General features: G+C 61.8%; 21 protein-coding genes. 5 read left to right on the top strand and 16 right to left on the bottom strand.

All coding sequences use genetic code 11. From position 1 onward, the window contains the following. Window positions 1-73 precede the first annotated feature (73 nt). Window positions 74-1,534, top strand: a complete 1,461-nt coding sequence (locus QNM96_RS13035) for a dihydrolipoyl dehydrogenase (RefSeq protein WP_283836834.1) — start codon at window positions 74-76, stop codon at window positions 1,532-1,534. A gap of 264 nt (window positions 1,535-1,798) precedes the next feature. Here the strand turns inward: QNM96_RS13035 and QNM96_RS13030 are convergent, their stop codons facing one another. Then, window positions 1,799-1,999, bottom strand: coding sequence for a hypothetical protein (locus tag QNM96_RS13030; RefSeq protein WP_283836833.1), 201 nt, complete (start codon window positions 1,997-1,999; stop codon window positions 1,799-1,801). A gap of 103 nt (window positions 2,000-2,102) precedes the next feature. Then, a complete protein-coding gene (locus QNM96_RS13025; RefSeq protein ID WP_283836963.1) occupies window positions 2,103-2,903 on the bottom strand; it encodes a sulfurtransferase in 801 nt (266 codons plus the stop codon). Window positions 2,904-3,185: 282 nt separating this feature from the next. Here QNM96_RS13025 and QNM96_RS13020 point away from each other — a divergent pair, with 282 nt between their 5' ends. Continuing rightward, entirely contained in the window at window positions 3,186-4,049 is an 864-nt protein-coding gene (locus QNM96_RS13020) for a sulfurtransferase (RefSeq protein WP_283836832.1), read from the top strand. 342 nt (window positions 4,050-4,391) lie between these two features. Here the strand turns inward: QNM96_RS13020 and QNM96_RS13015 are convergent, their stop codons facing one another. Beyond that, entirely contained in the window at window positions 4,392-5,609 is a 1,218-nt protein-coding gene (locus QNM96_RS13015; RefSeq protein WP_283836831.1) for a polysaccharide deacetylase family protein, read from the bottom strand. A 204-nt stretch (window positions 5,610-5,813) separates the two neighbouring features. On the opposite strand from QNM96_RS13015, the gene QNM96_RS13010 reads away from it, so the two are divergent. Further along, entirely contained in the window at window positions 5,814-6,443 is a 630-nt protein-coding gene (locus QNM96_RS13010; protein ID WP_283836830.1) for a rubrerythrin family protein, read from the top strand. Between the two features lie 33 nt (window positions 6,444-6,476). On the opposite strand, the gene QNM96_RS13005 is transcribed toward QNM96_RS13010, so the two are convergent. The 10 genes from QNM96_RS13005 to rpl18a all read right to left on the bottom strand — a co-directional run bounded on the left by QNM96_RS13005 (window position 6,477) and on the right by rpl18a (window position 16,047). Then, the gene (locus QNM96_RS13005) at window positions 6,477-6,749 is read right to left on the bottom strand and encodes a hypothetical protein (protein WP_283836829.1); all 273 of its coding nucleotides are present in this window, start codon (window positions 6,747-6,749) and stop codon (window positions 6,477-6,479) included. Between the two features lie 96 nt (window positions 6,750-6,845). Continuing rightward, window positions 6,846-7,679 carry a hydroxyethylthiazole kinase gene (gene thiM, locus QNM96_RS13000; RefSeq protein WP_283836827.1) on the bottom strand — a complete coding sequence of 278 codons (834 nt, stop codon included), beginning with the start codon at window positions 7,677-7,679 and terminating at the stop codon, window positions 6,846-6,848. Then, entirely contained in the window at window positions 7,676-8,395 is a 720-nt protein-coding gene (gene thiE / locus QNM96_RS12995) for a thiamine phosphate synthase (RefSeq protein ID WP_283836826.1), read from the bottom strand. The genes thiM and thiE overlap by 4 nt, the downstream gene beginning before the upstream one ends. A 63-nt stretch (window positions 8,396-8,458) precedes the next feature. After that, the gene (locus QNM96_RS12990) at window positions 8,459-9,076 is read right to left on the bottom strand and encodes an N-acetyltransferase family protein (protein WP_283836825.1); all 618 of its coding nucleotides are present in this window, start codon (window positions 9,074-9,076) and stop codon (window positions 8,459-8,461) included. Between the two features lie 133 nt (window positions 9,077-9,209). Then, the gene (locus tag QNM96_RS12985) at window positions 9,210-10,928 is read right to left on the bottom strand and encodes a Coenzyme F420 hydrogenase/dehydrogenase, beta subunit C-terminal domain (RefSeq protein WP_283836824.1); all 1,719 of its coding nucleotides are present in this window, start codon (window positions 10,926-10,928) and stop codon (window positions 9,210-9,212) included. After that, window positions 10,918-12,618, bottom strand: coding sequence for a ferredoxin--nitrite reductase (locus QNM96_RS12980; protein WP_283836822.1), 1,701 nt, complete (start codon window positions 12,616-12,618; stop codon window positions 10,918-10,920). Before QNM96_RS12980 ends, QNM96_RS12985 begins: the two co-directional genes overlap by 11 nt. 407 nt (window positions 12,619-13,025) lie before the next feature. After that, a complete protein-coding gene (locus QNM96_RS12975) occupies window positions 13,026-13,877 on the bottom strand; it encodes an NmrA/HSCARG family protein (protein ID WP_283836821.1) in 852 nt (283 codons plus the stop codon). A 120-nt stretch (window positions 13,878-13,997) separates the two neighbouring features. After that, window positions 13,998-15,401 (bottom strand): signal recognition particle-docking protein FtsY, encoded by a 1,404-nt coding sequence (gene ftsY / locus QNM96_RS12970; protein WP_283836820.1) that lies wholly within the window; start codon window positions 15,399-15,401, stop codon window positions 13,998-14,000. Between the two features lie 14 nt (window positions 15,402-15,415). Beyond that, a complete protein-coding gene (gene pfdA / locus QNM96_RS12965; protein ID WP_283836819.1) occupies window positions 15,416-15,874 on the bottom strand; it encodes a prefoldin subunit alpha in 459 nt (152 codons plus the stop codon). Next, the gene (gene rpl18a, locus QNM96_RS12960; protein ID WP_283836818.1) at window positions 15,871-16,047 is read right to left on the bottom strand and encodes a 50S ribosomal protein L18Ae; all 177 of its coding nucleotides are present in this window, start codon (window positions 16,045-16,047) and stop codon (window positions 15,871-15,873) included. The genes pfdA and rpl18a overlap by 4 nt, the downstream gene beginning before the upstream one ends. A 155-nt stretch (window positions 16,048-16,202) precedes the next feature. On the opposite strand from rpl18a, the gene QNM96_RS12955 reads away from it, so the two are divergent. Further along, window positions 16,203-17,111: an AEC family transporter gene (locus tag QNM96_RS12955; protein WP_283836817.1), complete on the top strand. Its 909-nt coding sequence runs from the start codon at window positions 16,203-16,205 to the stop codon at window positions 17,109-17,111. Window positions 17,112-17,187: 76 nt separating this feature from the next. Further along, window positions 17,188-17,499 carry an ASCH domain-containing protein gene (locus QNM96_RS12950; protein WP_283836815.1) on the top strand — a complete coding sequence of 104 codons (312 nt, stop codon included), beginning with the start codon at window positions 17,188-17,190 and terminating at the stop codon, window positions 17,497-17,499. Between the two features lie 177 nt (window positions 17,500-17,676). Here QNM96_RS12950 and QNM96_RS12945 read toward each other — a convergent pair whose 3' ends face one another. The 3 genes from QNM96_RS12945 to QNM96_RS12935 are packed head-to-tail and all read right to left on the bottom strand — an operon-like array spanning window position 17,677 to window position 18,783. Further along, entirely contained in the window at window positions 17,677-18,342 is a 666-nt protein-coding gene (locus QNM96_RS12945) for a translation initiation factor IF-6 (protein ID WP_283836814.1), read from the bottom strand. A gap of 1 nt (window position 18,343) precedes the next feature. Then, complete coding sequence (locus QNM96_RS12940; RefSeq protein ID WP_283836812.1) at window positions 18,344-18,622, bottom strand: 50S ribosomal protein L31e; 279 nt, start codon at window positions 18,620-18,622, stop codon at window positions 18,344-18,346. A gap of 8 nt (window positions 18,623-18,630) precedes the next feature. Further along, window positions 18,631-18,783, bottom strand: coding sequence for a 50S ribosomal protein L39e (locus QNM96_RS12935; RefSeq protein WP_049951558.1), 153 nt, complete (start codon window positions 18,781-18,783; stop codon window positions 18,631-18,633). Window positions 18,784-18,868: the final 85 nt, after the last annotated feature.

Here is an 18,868-nt window from a genome sequence, read left to right as displayed (position 1 = left end):
GGGTCGACTCCTCGAGGCAGCTACAGCGGGGGAGCCTCGAGTTATTTGGCGGTCCTCGTAGTCGAGGACACGCATGGAAACGTACGATGTACTCGTCCTCGGCGGTGGCTCTGGCTCCCAAGTCGCGACGGCGGCGGCCGACGACGGCCTCGAGGCGGCCGTCCTCGAGCCCGGTCCGCTCGGCGGGGCTTGTATCACCAGAGGCTGCATTCCTTCGAAGGCGCTCATCCACCGAGCGGAGCTCCTCGAGGAGATCCGTCGCGCGGATCGGTTCGGAATCGACGCCGAAGTCACCGACGTCACCTACGGGGAGATCACCGATGCGATCCGCGAGACCGTTTTCGGGAAGGCAGATCGCCAACGCCAGAGCCTCGAGGCGAACGAACACGTTACCCTCTACGAGTCGGCGGGGCGGTTCGTCGACGATCGAACGGTCGAGCTCGTCGATCCCGAACGCGAGGAAAGCGGCGCTGATGCCGAAGGACGACGGATCCGCGGGGAAAACGTAATCATCGCCGTCGGCTCGAGACCGACAGAACCACCGATAGACGGCCTCGAGGACCTCGAGTACCTGACGAGCGACAACGCGCTCTACCTCGACGACCAACCCGAGCGCCTCGTCATCGTCGGCGGCGGCTACATCGCGGCCGAACTCGGTTACTTCTTCGCCGCGCTCGGCACCGAAGTCACGATTGTCGGGCGAAGCGATCGGCTCGTGCCTCGAGAAGACGAGGCGATCGGCGAGGTCGTGACCGAATCGCTCGAGCGCTACTGCGAACTCTACACCGGGTTCGAGGCGACGGCCGTCTCGAGTCGAAACGGTGGCGTCTCCGTCTCCGTCGAGTCGACCGACGGGGGGGACGGGGAGGGCCCAACGAAGGAACTCGAGGCCGACGAACTCCTCGTTGCCGCCGGCCGGCGTCCCAACACGGATACGCTCGATTTGGAAGAAACTGGCCTCGAGACGGCCGAGGACGGATCGATTCCGGTCAACAAGGGGCTCGAGACCGACGTGGACGGCATCTGGGCGCTCGGGGACGTGACCGGCGAGTTCCCGTTCAAGCACGTCGCGGACTACGAGAGCGAAATCGTCGCGGCGAACGTGCTTGGCGACGAGGCGCGTGCGGTCGATTACACGGGCGTTCCCCACGCCGTTTTCACGTCGCCGCAGGTCGCGAGTCTGGGGAAGACGGAGTCGGAACTCGAGGACGAGAATCGAGAGTACGACTCGGCGGCGACACCGTACGGTACCGCACCGATGGGCGTGGTCCTCAAGGCCGACGACGGGCTCGTAAAGGTACTCGCGGGTTCCGACGGAGAAATTTTAGGCTGTCACATCGTCGGTCCGCAGGCATCCACGCTGATCCACGAGGTCGCCGTCGTCGTCCAGCGCGGCGAGGGAACGGTGTCGGAAATCGCCGAGACGGTCCACGTCCACCCGGCGCTGAACGAGGTCGTCGTTTCGGCGTTCGACGAGGTTGCCTCGAAGCCGTACTCGACGACGCCGGACTGGCGAGACGTGAGCGAGATGTAGCGCAATCCCAGAGGTCACGTCGTTTCGGTTTCCCAGAGTTCACCGAGACAAGCGACGACATCCCTACAAATTCGCCCCACCACAACGAAGAAATCGGTAGGAAACGACGCGTCGACCGGATCCTCCATCCCGGCGAGTGGCGGCTGGTGGTGATAATCTCGAGCGTTGTGGGGGTTTTCGTGTCGGGGCCCCATCTTGTCATTTCGCTCGAGCGCGACGATGGGCAACGCCCTCGTGAGAAATTGGGAAGCTGTCCGAACGCGCTTAGCGGAATCGACGATACGCGCGGAGCATGATCGACGCCGCAGTTCCGATACCGGGAACGCGCGAAGAGAGGGCCGCAGCACCGAGTAATACGAGACCCTCGACTCGCCGGCCCTTCGCGAATTCGGCTATCGCATCGATCACGGTCGTGACGGTACTCGCTTTCTTGAGCGTGTCCGCTCGGTTACCAGTTGTGGACATCGGTTCGAGTAAACTAACGGGGTTTGCGAGAAAAACACAGTTGGCCTGCAGATGCAGGCTATGTGCCGTATGCAGACATCTACACCCGATATCCAAACCCAAATCAACGCGACTCGGTCTCGGTCTCGAGCGCACCGTCCGCCGCGATCCACTCCGTAAGACTCCCTTCGTAGAACGCGATGTCGTCGTAGCCCAGCGCCCGGAGGACGACGTAGGTGTGGCTGATCCGTCTGGCCGTGTTGCAGTAGAGGACGATCTCTCGGTCGGGCGTAATGCCGTGGTCGATCAGTAGCTCCTCGAGTTCGTCTTCGGGCTTTAGCCGCCGCGTCTCGTCGTCGACGACTTCCCGCCAGTCGAACCGAACCGCGCCGGGGAGGTGGGCCTCCGCAAACTCCTCGCGCTCGCGCGTATCGACGAATGCGGCGTCGCGCTCGAGCGCGGCTTCGACCCCCTCAAGGTCGATCAACGGGCTCTCCTCGGCGGTCAGCGGATCGGGCGCGTAGCTCGAGGACTCGATTTCGGGATCGTCGCTCGTCATCTCGTGTTCGCGACTCCAGGCGCTGAAGTCGCCGTCGAGGAGTCGAACGTCGTCGTGGCCGTAGACGCACGCGGTCAGGACGAAACGGGCGGCGAACACGCCGTGCATGTCGTCGTAGGCGACGAGCGTATCCCTGGGTTCGATTCCGGACTCCTCGAGCAGGTTGGCGAAGGCGTCCGCGCCGGGAAGCGTTCCGGGTTCGTCGTTCGACGCGTCGCGATAGGTGTCGAAGGGAACGTTCACTGCGCCCGGAACGTGGCCGATGCCGTCGAACTCCCAAGCGTCCCGCACGTCGACGGGACGGACCATCGGATCCTCGAGGTGTTCCGCGAGCCACTCCGGCGAAACGACGAGCGAATCATCCATTGGCGCTACCATGTCGTCGGAGCCTCGAGAGGGCACCGGTTCCGGCACCGCTCTCGTGGGTGCCGAGGTGGTGGCAAATGTTTCCGTCATCCGTTGCAAACGATCAGAGATTCCACGGAAAAAACAAACAAACCGACGGTAGCAACGCTATACGCACGGTTTACGCTCCGACGGATCCAACACTTTTGAGATTAAGAGGCAACGCTATCCGCCAAAATGAAGCTGTGACCGCATTGTCCGGTTAGAAGGGGTTCTTTGTGGTTCTCGATCCAAGTGGAATGTATGGCAACAGACTACGCCAACGACGTACTCGTAACGGCTGATTGGGTCGAAGAACGACTCGACGAGTTCGAGAGCGACGATCCGGAGCTTCGACTGGTCGAGGTCGACGTCGATACGGAAGCTTACGACGACGCACACGCACCCGGCGCGATCGGGTTTAACTGGGAGACCCAACTGCAGGACCAGACGCGACGGGATATCCTCGAGAAAGAGGACTTCGAGGACCTCCTCGGCAGCCACGGCATCACCGAGGATTCGACGGTCGTCCTCTACGGCGACAACTCGAACTGGTTCGCCGCCTACACCTACTGGCAGTTCAAGTACTACGGCCACGACGAGGTCTACCTGCTCGACGGCGGTCGAGAGTACTGGCTCGAGAACGACTATCCAACGACCGACGAGGAGCCCGACTTCTCCGGAGTCGAGTACGACGCCGCCGGGCCGCGCGAGAGCATCCGCGCCTACCGCGAAGACGTCGAAAACGCGATCGAACGCGGCGTTCCGCTCGTCGACGTTCGCTCGCCCGAGGAGTTCCGCGGCGAGATTCTCGCACCCCCAGGGCTCCAGGAGACGGCCCAGCGCGGCGGCCACGTCCCCGGTGCCCAGAACATCTCCTGGGCGGCGGTCACGGACGACGACGGCCTGTTCAAGAGTCCCGAGGAACTCGAGGAGCTCTACGCCGAGAAGGGAATCGACGGCGACGAAACGACCGTCGCCTACTGCCGAATCGGCGAGCGCTCCTCGGTTGCGTGGTTCGCACTGCACGAACTGCTCGGCTATGAGGACACCGTCAACTACGACGGATCCTGGACCGAGTGGGGCAATCTTGTGAACGCGCCGGTAGAGACGGGCGAGGCTGAGTAAGCGAAGCGAACGAAGCCTCGAGAAGTCGAACGGGGAACGAAGTGACCCGTAAGACGGGCGAGGCTGAGTAACCAACGGGAACGAAGCCTCGAGGCGGAGCGGTGACCGGTGGGAAACCGCGGAGCGGACGAAGCCGACGACTGACGCGAGAACGACCGATAGGGAGAGAAATTGGGCATCACTGCCGAACCAGCCCTCGAGGCGGAGCGTGACAAACAGGGAATCTCGAACGCTCGGTCGACAGCAAACCGCGCTGTGGTTCGGTCTCGATCGCCGTTTTCTCTCGAGACACGCCAGACGTCGACTTCCTCGCTTCCCGAATCTGCTACTTGATTTAGGTCTCTAGAGCACGTACTCTTCTTCGACGTCACCGGGGAGAACGACCTCGAGCTCCCCGTCGGCTTCCATCTCGCTCAGGTCGGCCATCGTCTCCTCGAACGAGTCGAGCAGATCGTCCTCGAGTTCGTGGTAGTAAAGCGTCGTGAGGCCGTTCATCTCCGCGGTCCACTCTAGGAGTTCTCGTGCATCCTCCGGATCCGGGTCACCGATGCGCGGGCAGAGTGTGGTGTTGGTGATCTGGCCGCCCGCACCGTAGCCGCTCGCGAAACAAAGGTCGTGGTGATCGCCGGCGGCTTCGACTGCGGCTTCGTCGAAGTTTCCGAGCGGGTACGCAAAGTAGCCCGCTCCGTCCTCGAAGCCGTTGTCCTCGAGCCACTCGACGGCCGATTCGATCTGTGCGGACGGATCGTCCGTGTCGGTCAGATCGCCGTTGTTCGCCGACTGACTGGCGATCGTCCACCCGGCGTCGTGCAGTTCCTCGAGTTCGCTCTGGCTCATTCGAGAGTCGCCACCGACGAAATCGGTGTTGACGAACGCCGTCGCGGGAATGTCGTACTCCTCGAGAACCGGGAACCCTTCGGAGTAAGTCGTCTCGTAGCCGTAATCGAACTGGACCATCACCGTGCCCGTCTCTGGACGCGGCGTGAAGTACAGATCGTCACACCAGAATTCCTTTTCCTTTTCGTCGCCGGTCCAGGACGCGATCTGGATCGAGGAAATCGCAGAGAGGTCCGGATCGCCGTCGATCGAACCGACGCCGAAGTTGTACCGCATGAGCGGCATATCCGCGGCAGACCGGCCGCGAAAATCGACCCGGTCGCCGTTTTTGTCGGTGAGCTGGATAATCGGATTCTGCAGGTCGTCGGAGGCGACTGCCAGCCCGGGCACCTCGTCGGAGAAATCCTGTGGCGAATCGAACTCGCGTCGGATCATGACGCCGCTGTCGGATTCCGATGCCTCGAGTCGCGCGGATTGAGAGCCGACGAGCGATCGATCTTCGTCGGCTGTGAGCGAGCCTTCGACCTCCGTCCACGCGTCGAGATCCTCGAAATCGTCGAACGTTCCGTCGTCGTCGGTTTCGACGTTATCTCCGTTCGGATCGCCGCCTTCGTTCGGGTCCTCGTCACCGTTTTCGTCATCTTCGGGATCGTCTCCCGAGCCCGCACAGCCAGCGAGTCCTACGACGCCTGCTGTCGTTACGAGGTACGTTCGTCGTTTCATTGTTCACTTGAAGACGTTCCACGTTCGGAGATTGTTATGACTTCATTACCGTCAGTTCAACCGGTAGAAGGGACCGAATACCGCCGAGTAACGACCGCCAAACCGCCGTTTTACCCGGCACAAAAAGGTCGGTTGAGGGTGAAATAGGATCCACTTCGACGCTATCACGACACAACTAACTCGATTCCGATCGTAGGCCGATCCATGACCAATGGCGAGACGTTTCTCGACCGCGTTCGTGAGACGAACCAGACACCGCTCTCCCGACTCGGGTCGTCAAAGTCGCTGTACGCCGCCACGGACGGCGATATCGACACCGAACCGGTCCTCGAGGCGACCGCCGACGCCGAGTACGCCGCATGGCATACGTTCGACGAGTGGGCCGAAGACGAATCGAACGACCGAGCGCGCGAAGCGTTCGAGACGACCGCCGAAGAAGAACGGGAGCACTACGAAACCGTCTCCGAGCAACTCGAGGCGTACGACCCCGAGACCGTTCCCGCGCTCCACGAGTATCTCCGCGGGCTCGAGTCGACCGTTCCTCGAGTCGGCGCGTTCGCCGGACGGATCCTCGCGAGCAAGCACTCGAAAGAGCAGGTCGTCGGCTACTTCGTCGGGAACGCAGATCCCCAGAGTGCACAGTTGTTCCGCGAGTTCGGCGGGGATTTAGACGAGCAACTCGAGCGGGTTACCGACCTCCTCGAGGCAGTCTGTAACGGGGAGGACGACTGGGATCGGGCCGAAGAGGCCGCAACAGGAGCCATCGAAGCCGCCTACGGCGAGTACGTCGAGAGTCTCGAGGCGATGGGGGCGAATCCGAAACCAGTCTGTTGATTCGACGCCCTAGTGGCCAGCGCCTCCGGGAGATCAGACGCCCTCGAGCGTTTCGCGGAACTCGTGAATCGAGTCAAGTGCGTCGTCGGCGTGATCGGCAACGTCACCGCCCTCCTCGTCGGCGATCTCGGTGATGATGTGTTCGTGACGGGCGAGTCGACCGTGATCGGGGCCGCGGTCGGCTGTCGCGAGCTGGTTGAGTTGGTTCGATTGTTTCTCCAGTCGTTCGCGCGCTTCGTCGTTGCCGGCCGCGTCGGCCGCATCTGTCAGCGATTCGGCCGCGTTCTCGAGTTCAGTTCGTGACATTGATGTCGGTTCAAGGTTCGGGCTCGAGTACAATAGCTGTTGGAGACGTCGATGTCGAGAAACTGCAAGCGATGATCGCAAGAGAGTGCAGATCGGTTACTCGAGCGGAGTTACTCGTCCCTCGGGATCCAGTTCGTCGACGACTTCCGCAGAGAGCTCGGCGACGGAATCGAGGAAGTTCGTCCGGTAGCTCGCGGGGCCGTTGTACTCGAGGTGCGTCGCCCGCTCGCCGGCGAGCCCGAACGCGAGCGTTCCCCGAACCGCCGCGGCTCGGTCGTCCTCGAGCGCGCCACAGAACGCGGCGACGGTGGCTCCGAGCATGCAACCGGTGCCGACGACCTCGCCCATCATCTCGTGGCCAGCCGAAACGGAGACCGCGTTCTCGGCGTCCGCGACGATATCCTCGACGCCGGAGGCGACGACGGTCGCACCGGTCGAATCCGCGAGCGATCGAGCCGTTTCGTCGATCTCGTCGTAGTCACCGATCGATTCGACGCCCTTGACGTCCGCTTCGACGCCCGAGAGGGCGCTTATCTCGCCGTAGTTGCCCTTGATAACGGCGAAATCAACTTCCGAAAGGAGGCTCTCGGCGACCGCCTCCCGCGACGGCGTCGAACCGACGCCGACGGGGTCGAGAACGACTGGAATTCCGCGATCGTTGGCCATCCGGCCGGCCTCGTGCATCGCTTCGACGTTGTCGTCCGCGATCTGGCCGGCGTTGATGAGGATCGCGCCCGCGATTTCGGCCATCTCGCCGGCGTCGCCGAACGAATCCGCCATCACCGGCAACGCCCCCCAGTGGAGGATGATGTTCGCCACGTCATTCATCGTCACCTGATTCGTCAGCGCCTGCACGAGCGGTTTCGACTCCTCGAGTGCGTCGAGTGTCGTCTCGAGTTCCTGCGCTGTTACCGCTTCGAAGTCGGTCATTGTACCACCCCTCCGTCGTCGACGGTCTTTCCGGTTTCCCCGGCCGCATCGGTGTCTTCGTTCGGCGCTGTCTCACCCGCACGTCCCGCCTCGACCGCGGAAGCGAGCGATTCGGTCGCCGCTTTCGGGTCGTCGGCGGCCGTAATCTCGCTGACGACCGCGACGCCGATTGCGCCCGCCTCGACGACGGGAGCCGCGTTTTCGGCAGTTATCCCCCCGATCCCGACGACCGGAATCGAGACGGTGTCGACGATTTCGCGGATCTGATCGTGGCCGATTCCGTCTTTGGATTCCTCAACGTTTTTTGAGGACGTGCCGTACACCGCGCCGACGCCGAGGTAATCCGCGCCGTCAGCTTCGGCCTTCGTAGCCTCCTCGAACGTCGAGGCCGAACAACCGATTATCGCGTCGGCTCCGAGCAGGTCTCGAGCGATCGCGACCGGGAGATCCGACTGCCCGAGGTGGACGCCGTCAGCGTCGATCGCCTGCGCGAGGTCGACCCGATCGTTGACGATCAGGTCGATATCCGCCGCCTCGGTGAGTTCCCTGCACTCGAGGCCGATCTCGTATCGCTCGCGCGTCTCGAGGCCCTTGTCCCGCAACTGGACGACGTCGATGCCGCCGTCGATCGCGGCACGGACAATATCCGGTGTCGATCGACCGGCTGAAATCGACGACTGAGTGACGAGATAGGTCTGCCACGTCGATGGATTCATGAGAGATACCATGTGGTGGTTCGATAAATCGCTTTGGACTGCGTCAGGTCGCAAAGACCGAAATCAGCCGACTACGTCCTGATCCCCGAACTCGAGGTGCGGTTCACCGGTGGCTACCAGTTCGTCCCAATCAGCTGACTCTCGAACCTCGGGAAACGGATCGGGACGCTCCGGATCCATTGGTTTCGTCGCGATTTCGCGCCGCCACCACCGCACGTCGTGCCAATCGCCCTGCGTGTAGCCGACCCGCGGAAAGTCGGCGAAGCGCTCGAAGCCGAGTCGTTCGTGAAATCGAACCGTTGCCGGGTTCGGGAGCGTCGTCACGGCGTAGGCGTCCCGGACGCCCTGGCGCTCGAGGACGGCAAACAGCGACTCGTACAGTGCTCGACCGACGCCCGATCGGCGAGCGTCCTCGGCAACGTAGACCGACAGTTCGACGACCCATTCGTAGGCCCGTCGTTTCCGAAGTTTGCTCGCGTACGCGTAGCCGACGACGTCGCCGTCGCGTTCGCAGACGAGCCACGGGTAGGTCTCGAGCGTCTCCTCGATTCGGTCGACCATTTCGGATTCGTCGGGAACGCTTTCTTCGAACGTCACCGCTGAGTCCTCGCAGAAGGGGGCATAGATACGTCGAACCTCGCCGGCGTCCGCTGGCGTCGCAACTCGAATACCGGATTCCATGGCCGCACTTCCGGCCGTTCGCCAATAAGTCCGCTGAACGAGGAAGGGAGAAGTTCCGACGCTGACGCTCGAGAGCCGATAAACGCAAAAAACGGAATGAAAACGAGATCAATCGAAACCGCAGCGGTGGCCGTTAGTGACCGTAGTCGTGCGGGTTCAGCTCAGTGCCGTAGTTCTCGGCGTGGTCCGTGTAGTCGATGAACCGGGGTGCGTCGGGATCGAACGGTCGCTCGAGGCTCTCGAAGGCCTTCTTCTTGTCCCAACCCTGGAGCTTGCCGACCGCGGACTTGTCCTCAAGGTCGTGGTAGTCCAGATCGGGTTCGGTGATCTCCCAGGCTTTCATGCCCTGTTCGGTTCGGACGATGACGCTCGAGTACTCGTCGGACGAGCCGACCGAGCCGACGGTGAGGTCGGCACAGAAGCCGGTGAAGTCGGCACATTCGTCGCAGCCTTTGAGCGCGGCGTCGTGGAAGTTCTCGATGTCTTCGTCGAGAATCATCTCGCCGTCGTGGTCGTAGACCATCAGCTTGCCGTGGAGAACGTCCATCTTGCCGATCTCATCGGGCGAAATGCCGCGCTGATCCTCGAGTTGCTCGCCCATGAGGCTGTAGTAGTTGAAGTTCTTCGTACACATCAACGCGATCGTGTAGTCGACCGCACGAATGCCCTCGTTCTGTTCCTGGTAGTCCCACTCGAAGTCCTGCAGGGCGCGGATCCCTTCGATCTCACACGGCGTGCCGACGAGCGCGAGGCTGAGTTCGTCGAACGGCTTGTCCGGGAGCTTGTGCTCCCATCGATCGAGGTTCAGGTTGCCAAGTGCCATCGTCTGATTGTAGATGGTCCCGGCGTTCTCGATCAGGTCCTCGTGACTGGTCGCGAGGTAGCTTTCGGCCTTCCAGGCTTCGTCCTCGCTTTCGGTCGCGATGAGTGCACCGTCGATTTCGCCCGCCTCGAGGAGGTGGGAGAGAACCGTCGTGACGACGCCGCCGTCCTGTGCGCCTTTCGTCCAGTCTTCGTCGACTCGCGCGGAGAACTCCGTAATCGGATCGCCGGCACCTTTGACGTTGTCGTCGCCGCCGGTGATCTTCCACTGGCGTTCATAGCGCAGGCCGCCGCGGGGACAGAAGTCCCAACAGAGCGAACAGCCGGTACACATCTTGACGAGTTCCGGCTTGCCATCGTCGCCGATTCCGATCGAATCGGACGGGCAGGCGGCGACACAGGTCCCACACTGGATACAGCGGCCGTCGTCGATGACGGCCTCGTCCAGTTCCATGAACCAGGTTTTCTCGTCGGGCGTCTCGATGTCGTTCATCTCCGAGCGAATCGAGTACGTCGGCGTCTCAAGGTCGACGCCGTCTGGAACGCCAACGCGCGTATCGGGAGCGTCGTCGTAGACGTCCTGGCTCGCGTTCTCAGCAGGCTCTGTGAACTCGAGGTCGCCGAGGTTGCCCTGTTCGTCGACATTTGCAACCCCTGCACCGTCGGTCGCAACGGCTTTCTCCTGAGTCTTCTCGCCGCAGGTGCAGGTGTTCGGCGAGCAACTCTCGCCGGCGTCGGCGTCGCCGCTTGCACCGCTTCCTGCGGGCTGAACGGGTCCTTCTCGAGCGTGGTCAGTGTCGGCCCGAGACCGCGGCGCTCGACCGCTGGTTTCGGGGACGATAACGTCTTCAGCGTTGTCGCCGCTGGATTCTGGAACGCCGGGGAACGGCTGCTCGTCTTCGCGGCTCGCGGTTTCACCGCTCGCTCGGTCCGAGGCCTCACTACGTTCGTCCTCGCGGCTCGCGTGTCGCTTCGCTCCCGCTCGCGTCTCCGAGGACTCGCTTCGCTCGTCCTCGCTATCAATCCCCATGGGCAACACCTCCTGCAACCGGCGCGTCGGCCTGTTGCATGATCGATCGAAGGCGCTCGTTGTCGACGCGGCGACACCAGGCGTAGAACTGCTCGTCGTCGTGTTTCTCCTCGGCGTAGGCGTCGAACAGTCGCTCGAGGGCCGGAATTACGGAGTCGGCCGGAACGGCGTGTTCGATCCAATCGAGGAACTCGTTGTCGGTGCCGAGCGAGCCGCCGAGGCCGAAGTCCATTCCTTCGACGAGGTTGTCACCTTCCTCGTTCGGACTGTCTTCGTCTTCCAGCTTCACCGTCTCGCCGCGGAAACCGATGTCCGCGATCTGTGGCTGTGCACAGGAGGCCGAGCAGCCGGACATATGCATCCGAACGACGTCGAGGTCGTCTGGCGTGTTGATGCGCTCGTCAAGCTCTCGAGCCCAGCGCTTGGTGCGCTTTTTGGTCTCGATGATGGCGTAATTACAGAACTCGTTGCCCGTACAGCCGACCGCACCGCGGGAGAACGGCCCCGGATCGGGCTGATAGTCCTCGGCGAACGGTTCGGCCAGAAGGTCCTCGACGTTCTCTTCGGGAATGTGCGTGATGAGGAAGTTCTGGTCGGTCGCGAGGCGCACGGAGGCGTCCTCGGTGCCGTACTTTTCGGCCGCTCGAGCGGCCTCGGCGAACTCGTCGCCGCCCATACGGCCGGCGATCACGTTGAAGCCGACGTACTGGAGTCCGTCCTGTTTCTGGTCGTGAACGCCGACGTGGTCGCCCTTGTAGCCGACGGTCAGGTTCTCGCCGCCGTCGGGCAGGTCGACGGTACAGCGGTCGCGGATGGCTTCCTCGAACTTCTCGGGACCGAGCTGTTCGACGAGATAGCGCATGCGGCAGACGCCGCGGTTGTTTCGGTCGCCGATCTCCTTGAACGTCTGGGCGACAGCACGACAGAACTCGACGGCGTCTTCGGGTCGGATGAACGCGTCCAGTTCGGAGCCCATCCGCGGCCCGTCCGAGAGGCCGCCGCCGACGCGGGCGTGAAAGCCGTAGAGATGTTCCCCGTCGATCTCCTTTTTCGCGGGAACGAGCCCGATATCGTTGATCTGGGATTGGCCGCAGTCGTGAGCGCAACCGGTGATTGTGAGTTTGAACTTGCGGGGCAAGTTAGCGTACTCGCGGTTGCCGGTGAAGAAGTCCGAGACGGCGTCAATAACCGGTTGTGCGTTGAAGCACTCGTGGTCATCGAGCCCGGCCGCGGGGCAGCCGAGGACGTTCCGGGCGGAATCACCACAGCCCTGGACCGTCGTCAGACCGACTTCGTCGTAGCGGTCCCACATTTCGGGGACATCCTCGACGCGGATCCAGTGTTTCTGGATATCCTGTCGGGTCGTGATGTCGAGGTAGGCGTCTCCCCAGAGTTCGTTTTGCTCTTCGCCGCCGTACTCCTCGGGGGCGACTGCGAGGTCGTCGGTAACTTCGCCGATGACCTCGGCCTGTTCAGGCGTGAGTTTTCCGCCGGGGACCTTCGTTCGGATCATGAAGTACCCCTCCTGTTTCTGGGCGTACATACCGGCCCACTTCAGGCGCTCCCACTCGCCGTCGCCAGCTCGCTCTTCGATCTCCTCGAAGGTGAGCCCGTCCTCGGCGTACTCGTAGACATCGTCAAGGACGTCAAGGGGATGCTTGTTCTGTTTGTACTGTTCGGTCGTGTTCACGCAGACCACCGCCGTGTCAAAAGGCGACCAGCTGGTAGCGTACTCGAGATAGCTGTCTCGCTCATCGGTTACCGGATCCTAGCACCCTACCACTATACCCTTCAGTAATCAGGCGAACCATGACGGGGCTAGGATAATCCGGTCAATATTACCACGACCCGAACTGGCCCGAGCGAGAAGAGACTTCGAAACGAACTGAACGGGTTCGGTCATCACTGGCACCGAAGCGGCCGTCGCGTATTCGCGGAAATTGTTTCCGGTAGGTGCTACGGGGCCGAATATCGATTCGAGAGAGAAATACCTTTACAATCATATTTCAGCCAATTGCGAGTCTCGTGCCGGCCCAATCGGCGTTCAAATCCGGACGGCTCGCCGGACCGAACGGCCAGCGATTGGAACGTCACCCGTCAGTCACGCCACTCCCGCTCGAGATACGTCTCGAGGCGGTTAAACGGGATCTCGTACTCGGCCCGAAGTTCGTCGATCGGTGATTCGTAGCCCGATTCGTTGAACCACTCGAACATCACGGCGTACTCCTCTCCCTGACTCTCTTCTACGTCCTCGATCGAGAGATGCTGAGCGCGAACCGGCGTCTCGAGCACGTCTGCAAAGCGAACGGCCATCGCGCGAAGGGAGAGTTCGTCGCTCGCGAATTCGCAAGATTCGCCCTCGTGAGCCTCGGGATCGGCAAACACGTCCGCAACGAACGCGCCGAGGTCCTCGACGTCGAGGACCTGCAACGGGTTCGACGGCTCGAGTCCCATCGCGAGCGTCCCGTCCTCGATCGATTCGCGAAAGCCCTCGAGATTCTGGGCGAAGAAGACCGGACGGACGACCGTCGCCGGGAGTTCGCGGTCGTCGATCATCGTTTCGATCTCCCACTTCGACTCGAAGTGGGGAATGCCGCTGTCGCGTTCGGCTCCGCCGACCGAGGAGAAAACGAAGTGATCAACTCCCACGTCATCGACCAGTTCGATCACGTTCCGTCCCTGTTCGACCTCGTCGTCGTAGCCGTGTTCCCAGTAGTTAGTCATCAAGAAGACGCCGTCGGCAGCTTCGACGAGCGGTTCGATGCTGTTTTTCTCTTCGAGACTCCCCTCGACGATCTCGGCCCCGCGCTCGGCGAGTTGGTGTGACTCGTGTTTGTCTTTGTCTCGAGTCAGCGCAAGCACCTCGAAATCCCGCTCGAGGAGATGCCGGGCGACGGCCCCGCCTTGCGTACCCGTCGAACCGACCACGAGAACTGTGTCGATAGCCATGGCAAGCCGGTTACAATAGCGGAGACTAAGAAATTGATCCGGGCGCTTGCAACCACGGAACATCGCACAAATACGAGAACCGTCGCATCGGACTCGAGCCGAACCTACCCTCGACAACGACTACTCGTCCTCGAGCAGTCGATCCGCCATCTCCTCGGGATCGAACCGCTCGAGATCGTCGTACTCCTGGCCAACACCGAGGAACAGGATCGGTTTCCCGGTAACGTGAGCCACCGAAATCGCCGCGCCGCCGTTCGAGTCGGCGTCCGCCTTCGTCAGAATCGCCCCGTCGATCTCGGCGGCTTCGTCGAACTCTCGAGCGCGGTTCACCGCGTCCTGTCCGGCGACGGCCTCGTCGACGAACAGGGTCATATCGGGGCCGACGACGCGACCGATCTTCTCGAGTTGATCCATCAACCCTTCGTCAGTGTGGAGCCGACCCGCCGTATCGCCGAGGACGACGTCGATATCGTTCGCTTCGGCGTACTCGACGGCGTCGTACAACACTGCGGCGGGGTCCCCGCCCTGATCGTGGGCGATGAGCTTGCTGTCCCGCGCCTCGGCGTGTTCGCGGATCTGCTCGTTGGCACCCGCACGATACGTGTCGCCGTTGGCCATCACGCTCGAGTAGCCGCGTTCCTCGAAGTACCGGTCGAGTTTCGCGATCGAGGTCGTCTTCCCGACGCCGTTGACGCCGGTGAAGATGATGACGATCGGCTTGTCTTCGGTCGCGATGCGCTCGTCGAAGTCGAACTGGCCGACGCTGATGACGTCGTAGATCGCATCTCGGAGCGCCTCCTCGACGACATCGCCCGTCGACGTCGTAAACGTCCGCGTCTCGCCGATCAGTTCGTCGCGGATGTTGTCGAGGATCTCCTCCGCGACGCCCATCTCGACATCGCTCGAGAGCAACGCGAACTCGAGTTCCTGAAGCGGAGCCTCAAGGTCTTCTTCCTCGATGACGAACTTCCCGCGAACAAGCGATTTGGCCTTCCGACCGAAGCCGGTCGAACCGTTATCGTCGCTTTCGCTGCCCTCGTCCGTCTCCGCAGTATCCGAGGCTTCCGCGTCGCCAGTCGCGTCCGAATCCGCCGTCACCGGTTCGTCAGTTTCAGTTCCCGCCGTTACGCCGGCGGTTCCCGACGGGGACGAACTACTGATTCCCGTCGACGAGTCGCTTGGCTCCTCGTCGATCGAAGCGGTATCAGTGGTGGACGTCGTCGCCGACCCACCCGATACCTCGGCCGTAGTTACGTCGCTCTCGAGTTCCGAATCGGCCGAAGAACCGTCCTGTGTCGCGTTGACGGTATCTGTTCGTGGTTCCTCGGACGCGTCCGGACTCGCCGCTGTGTCGGCGGTCTCGCTACCTGCATCCGCCTCGGCGACTGTCTCGCTTTCGCCTTCGGCGACTGCATCATCTGCGAGGTCCTCTGCAGGCTCTTCGACTTCCTCGACGTTCTCTTCGGCGGCCTCTTCGGCGTCTTTCCGGAAGCTCCCGAGTTTCTCCTTCAGGTTATCGAACATGGGTCGTAGACGGCTTATTCGTCAGGACCTTGACCCTGCTGGCCCTGCATCTGCTGCATCTGCTGTTGCATCGCTTGCTGTTGCATCTGCTGAGCCTGCTGCTCGAGTTGCGAACTCTCTGCTTCGAGTTCGGAGATCTGTGCGTTGACCTCGTCGATCTCGTCGTCGAGGTTCTCCTTTTTGTTCTCGAGCGTGTCGACTGCGCCCTCTCGCTCAAACTCTGCTGCGTAATCGGCACCGAGTTCGACGATCACTTCGTCGATATCTTCGACGGTTGCACGAACGTACGCGCCGCCACCGAGGGGAACCTGCACGACCGAGTCCGACTCGAGGGTTTCGACGGCTTCGATCGCCTCGTCGACTTCGGTCTGCTCTTGCTGGATCGCTTCGACGTTCCCTTCGAGCGCTTCGATCTGCTCGTCGAGCTCTTGAATCTGCTGGGAGAGCTGCTGGAGTTCCTGCTGACTACTCATTGCTGGGATACCTCCTCGAGTTCGATTCCGGTTCGTTTGACGCCGTGTCGACTCCCAATCTGGGAAAGCACGTGCTCGCGAGCGACGTTCTCGTTCTCGGCTTCGATCGTCGTCTCGAACGGTGCGTAACCATCTCGGTTTTTGAATCGACCGCTAACGTTGAATTCACTCATGCCCATTGCTCCGTCGGGGAGCCGGAAGAACCTTGCCTTCCCATCCGGTGTCGTGTCTGGATGACGACCCAATCCGCTCGGACAAGGATAACGAATTATGAACAGATTTGCGCCAAACCGAACGGTAAAAGACACCGCACGAACTGTGCGGGGGCATGGAGGTTGTCGGGCGTCTGCTAGCCCTGCTCGTGTTATTACTCGTCGGGACCGGATTACGAGCGAGCGAGATACTCGATACGAGCAGAACCGCGCGGCTAAACGATATCGCCTACTACGTCGCGCTTCCGGCACTCATCTTCATCTCGACGTACGATCAAGCGATAGGTGAACTCCTCACCCCGGCCCTGCTCGTCGGACTGCTCTTCGTCCTGTTCTCGACGGCGGGGCTCGCCTGGCTCGTCCACCGAAATCGGTCCTCGAGGCCGCGCCAGAGCGTCGCCATCGTCCAATCGTATCACTCGAATCTCGGCTATCTCGGGCTTCCGCTGGTCGCGGCGACGTTCGACGCCGAGGTAACCGCCATCGCGAGCGTGGTTCTCGGAATCCTTTCGCTGGTTCAGGTACCCCTCACTGTTCTGATTCTCGTCTTCGTCAACGAAGCGGAGACGAAAATCGGCCGAGAACTCGGAGGACTCCTCACGAATCCGGTTCTCCTCGCACTGATCACCGGGCTCGGCGTCGGGTCGTCGTCGGTCACCGTTCCCCCGCTTGCGGTGAGCGGACTCGACATCGTCGGCGCGTTCGCGCTTCCGCTCGCACTGCTCTGTGTCGGTGCATCTCTGCAGGTCGATCTTCCGTCGGTCGATTTCGGGGCTTCCGGCTCGGTCGTCGCGCTCAAAATCGTTTGTATGCCGCTGCTCGCCTGGATCGTCTTCTCGTTGCTGACCGTCGACGAGGCAACGTTCACCGCGAGCGTTGTCATGCTTGGAACGCCGACGGCCGTCTCGACGTTCGTGTTCGCGAACGAACTCGGCGGCGATGAAGAGTTCGCGTCGTTGAACGTCTTCGCGACGACGCTGGTTTCTATTGCGACGCTGTTCGTTCTCATCACGCTCGTGAGTTGACTCGAGAGGCGGAGCAAACGACTGGTACCGACTCGAGCAGCTGAACAGTTTTCCTCCTGGCGAGCGAACTCGAGCTATGAGCGAGATCGAACCAGGCGAACTCCTGCCGAGCGAACGAATGCGCGAACAGGCTCTCGAAGGCGAGATCACACAGATCCACCGCGGCCATCAGTACGCCGACCCGGGCGATACGTTCGCCATCGACGGGACGACGTTCGAAGTCACCGAGATCACGGAGCGCACGCTGGGAGACCTGACCGACGAAGACGCACGGGCCGAAGGCCTCGAGGATCTCGAGACGTACAGAGCCATGCTCGAACACGCTCACGACCACTTCGAGTGGGACGACGAGAGCGATATCGTTCGGCACAAGTTCGAGAAACAGTGATTATCGCCACTGAAACAATCCGGTGAGAGTACCCGCAAGACTCACTCCACCAGCGGCTCGGGTGAGGACTAATACGGGCCCAAAGTCGAATACAGGATTAAAGGACAAACCCGTAAGAAAACACGTTTGCTGAATCAATAAACCGGTCTCGGCAACTCAGTCGATCCAGTCGACGACTCAGTCGATGTAGCCGAGCGCGTCTTCGATCCGACCGAGTTCGGGCCCCGTCGTATTCTCTCCGACGGCGTAGCCCGACTCGTTTGCGAGCAACCCGGAGCCCACGAGCGGAGCGCCGTAGTTGATCGTTCCGACATCAGCCCGGACGTCGAGTGCCTCCTCGAGCAAGTCGAGTTCCGCGTCGGTCGCCTTTGGATGACAGAGGACGCCCGTGTTGTTCGCGACGGCGGCTGTCCCGACCGTCCGAACGCCCGCGAGGTCGCCGCGTTCGACCGGCACCTCGAGGGTGTCTTTCACGATTTTGATCGCTTCGCGCGGCAGATCGGGGTGGACGTACGCGCCGTAATCGTTGGCCAGCACGACGTTTCCGGCGGCGTTGATACTTCCCGGAAGCTCCGCGACGGGAACGCCGACGGCGTCTTCGATCTCCTCGCGTTCGATCTCGAGGACACGCGTGCTGACGAGCAAGCCGTTTTCGTTGCCCGTCGCGAGCGCGCCGACCGTCGAGGAGCCACCGACTGTCGTCCGTACCGGATCGACACTGAGTTCCTCGGCGAGCCCGTCGACGGTGTCGTCGTCGGCATCGGGCCGGACGAGCAGACACGAATCGGTCGCACGGGCGAAGACGCCGATATAGGACGATCCGGTGAAGGAGGCACGTAGCAAGTTAGTCGGCGACCTCGGCCTCGACGATGACCTCGCCGTCTTCGTCGAATCGCGCGGCGCGAACGCGAAGCTTTCGCGGCGGGTTCGATCGGCCTTCCGACCAGACGGTCTCGTTGATCGAGGGGTCGAGTCGGACGGCGTCTTCGTCGACCGCGAAGTGTTTTGCGAGGTGTTCGCGGATGATTGTCATTGCACGACCTGCGGCTTCGTGGTTTGCACCCTTCTTCACATCGCGCAGTGGGACGGTAACAACACGTTCTTCGAAATCAGTTGCACTCATAGATATCCTTACTCGTCGGTGTCGCTACGACGCCAGTTGCGTCGCTTCGGGTTTCGCTGGACGTTCATGTCGGTCTTGAGCATGACCCAGGACGGAACACGGCTGTTCTGGTTCTCGAGCTTAGCGAGACGTTTTTTCTTGCCCTTCGATTTTTTACCCATAGTGGGCTGGTCTAGCCCACGCTGGCTTAAAATCCTGTCCATCCGTCGCCAGTCGTCCGCCCGATTGAAATACCTCATCCGAAGC

This window comes from Halostagnicola sp. A-GB9-2, assembly GCF_030068615.1.
Lineage (GTDB): Archaea > Halobacteriota > Halobacteria > Halobacteriales > Natrialbaceae > Halostagnicola.
This window is presented reverse-complemented; position numbering and strand designations above follow the sequence as displayed.

What these genes read in the sequence shown, in the direction of transcription:
- QNM96_RS12935 (WP_049951558.1), bottom strand. Translation starts at nt 18,783, where the DNA reads ATGGGTAAAAAATCGAAGGGCAAGAAAAAACGTCTCGCTAAGCTCGAG.
- QNM96_RS12940 (WP_283836812.1), bottom strand. Translation starts at nt 18,622, where the DNA reads ATGAGTGCAACTGATTTCGAAGAACGTGTTGTTACCGTCCCACTGCGC.
- QNM96_RS12950 (WP_283836815.1), top strand. Translation starts at nt 17,188, where the DNA reads ATGAGCGAGATCGAACCAGGCGAACTCCTGCCGAGCGAACGAATGCGC.
- QNM96_RS12955 (WP_283836817.1), top strand. Translation starts at nt 16,203, where the DNA reads ATGGAGGTTGTCGGGCGTCTGCTAGCCCTGCTCGTGTTATTACTCGTC.
- QNM96_RS13020 (WP_283836832.1), top strand. Translation starts at nt 3,186, where the DNA reads ATGGCAACAGACTACGCCAACGACGTACTCGTAACGGCTGATTGGGTC.
- ftsY (WP_283836820.1), bottom strand. Translation starts at nt 15,401, where the DNA reads ATGTTCGATAACCTGAAGGAGAAACTCGGGAGCTTCCGGAAAGACGCC.
- QNM96_RS12990 (WP_283836825.1), bottom strand. Translation starts at nt 9,076, where the DNA reads ATGGAATCCGGTATTCGAGTTGCGACGCCAGCGGACGCCGGCGAGGTT.
- rpl18a (WP_283836818.1), bottom strand. Translation starts at nt 16,047, where the DNA reads ATGAGTGAATTCAACGTTAGCGGTCGATTCAAAAACCGAGATGGTTAC.
- pfdA (WP_283836819.1), bottom strand. Translation starts at nt 15,874, where the DNA reads ATGAGTAGTCAGCAGGAACTCCAGCAGCTCTCCCAGCAGATTCAAGAG.
- QNM96_RS12985 (WP_283836824.1), bottom strand. Translation starts at nt 10,928, where the DNA reads ATGGGGATTGATAGCGAGGACGAGCGAAGCGAGTCCTCGGAGACGCGA.
- QNM96_RS13025 (WP_283836963.1), bottom strand. Translation starts at nt 2,903, where the DNA reads ATGGATGATTCGCTCGTCGTTTCGCCGGAGTGGCTCGCGGAACACCTC.
- QNM96_RS13030 (WP_283836833.1), bottom strand. Translation starts at nt 1,999, where the DNA reads ATGTCCACAACTGGTAACCGAGCGGACACGCTCAAGAAAGCGAGTACC.
- QNM96_RS13015 (WP_283836831.1), bottom strand. Translation starts at nt 5,609, where the DNA reads ATGAAACGACGAACGTACCTCGTAACGACAGCAGGCGTCGTAGGACTC.
- thiM (WP_283836827.1), bottom strand. Translation starts at nt 7,679, where the DNA reads ATGACCGACTTCGAAGCGGTAACAGCGCAGGAACTCGAGACGACACTC.
- QNM96_RS12975 (WP_283836821.1), bottom strand. Translation starts at nt 13,877, where the DNA reads ATGGCTATCGACACAGTTCTCGTGGTCGGTTCGACGGGTACGCAAGGC.
- QNM96_RS13035 (WP_283836834.1), top strand. Translation starts at nt 74, where the DNA reads ATGGAAACGTACGATGTACTCGTCCTCGGCGGTGGCTCTGGCTCCCAA.
- QNM96_RS13005 (WP_283836829.1), bottom strand. Translation starts at nt 6,749, where the DNA reads ATGTCACGAACTGAACTCGAGAACGCGGCCGAATCGCTGACAGATGCG.
- thiE (WP_283836826.1), bottom strand. Translation starts at nt 8,395, where the DNA reads ATGAATCCATCGACGTGGCAGACCTATCTCGTCACTCAGTCGTCGATT.
- QNM96_RS13010 (WP_283836830.1), top strand. Translation starts at nt 5,814, where the DNA reads ATGACCAATGGCGAGACGTTTCTCGACCGCGTTCGTGAGACGAACCAG.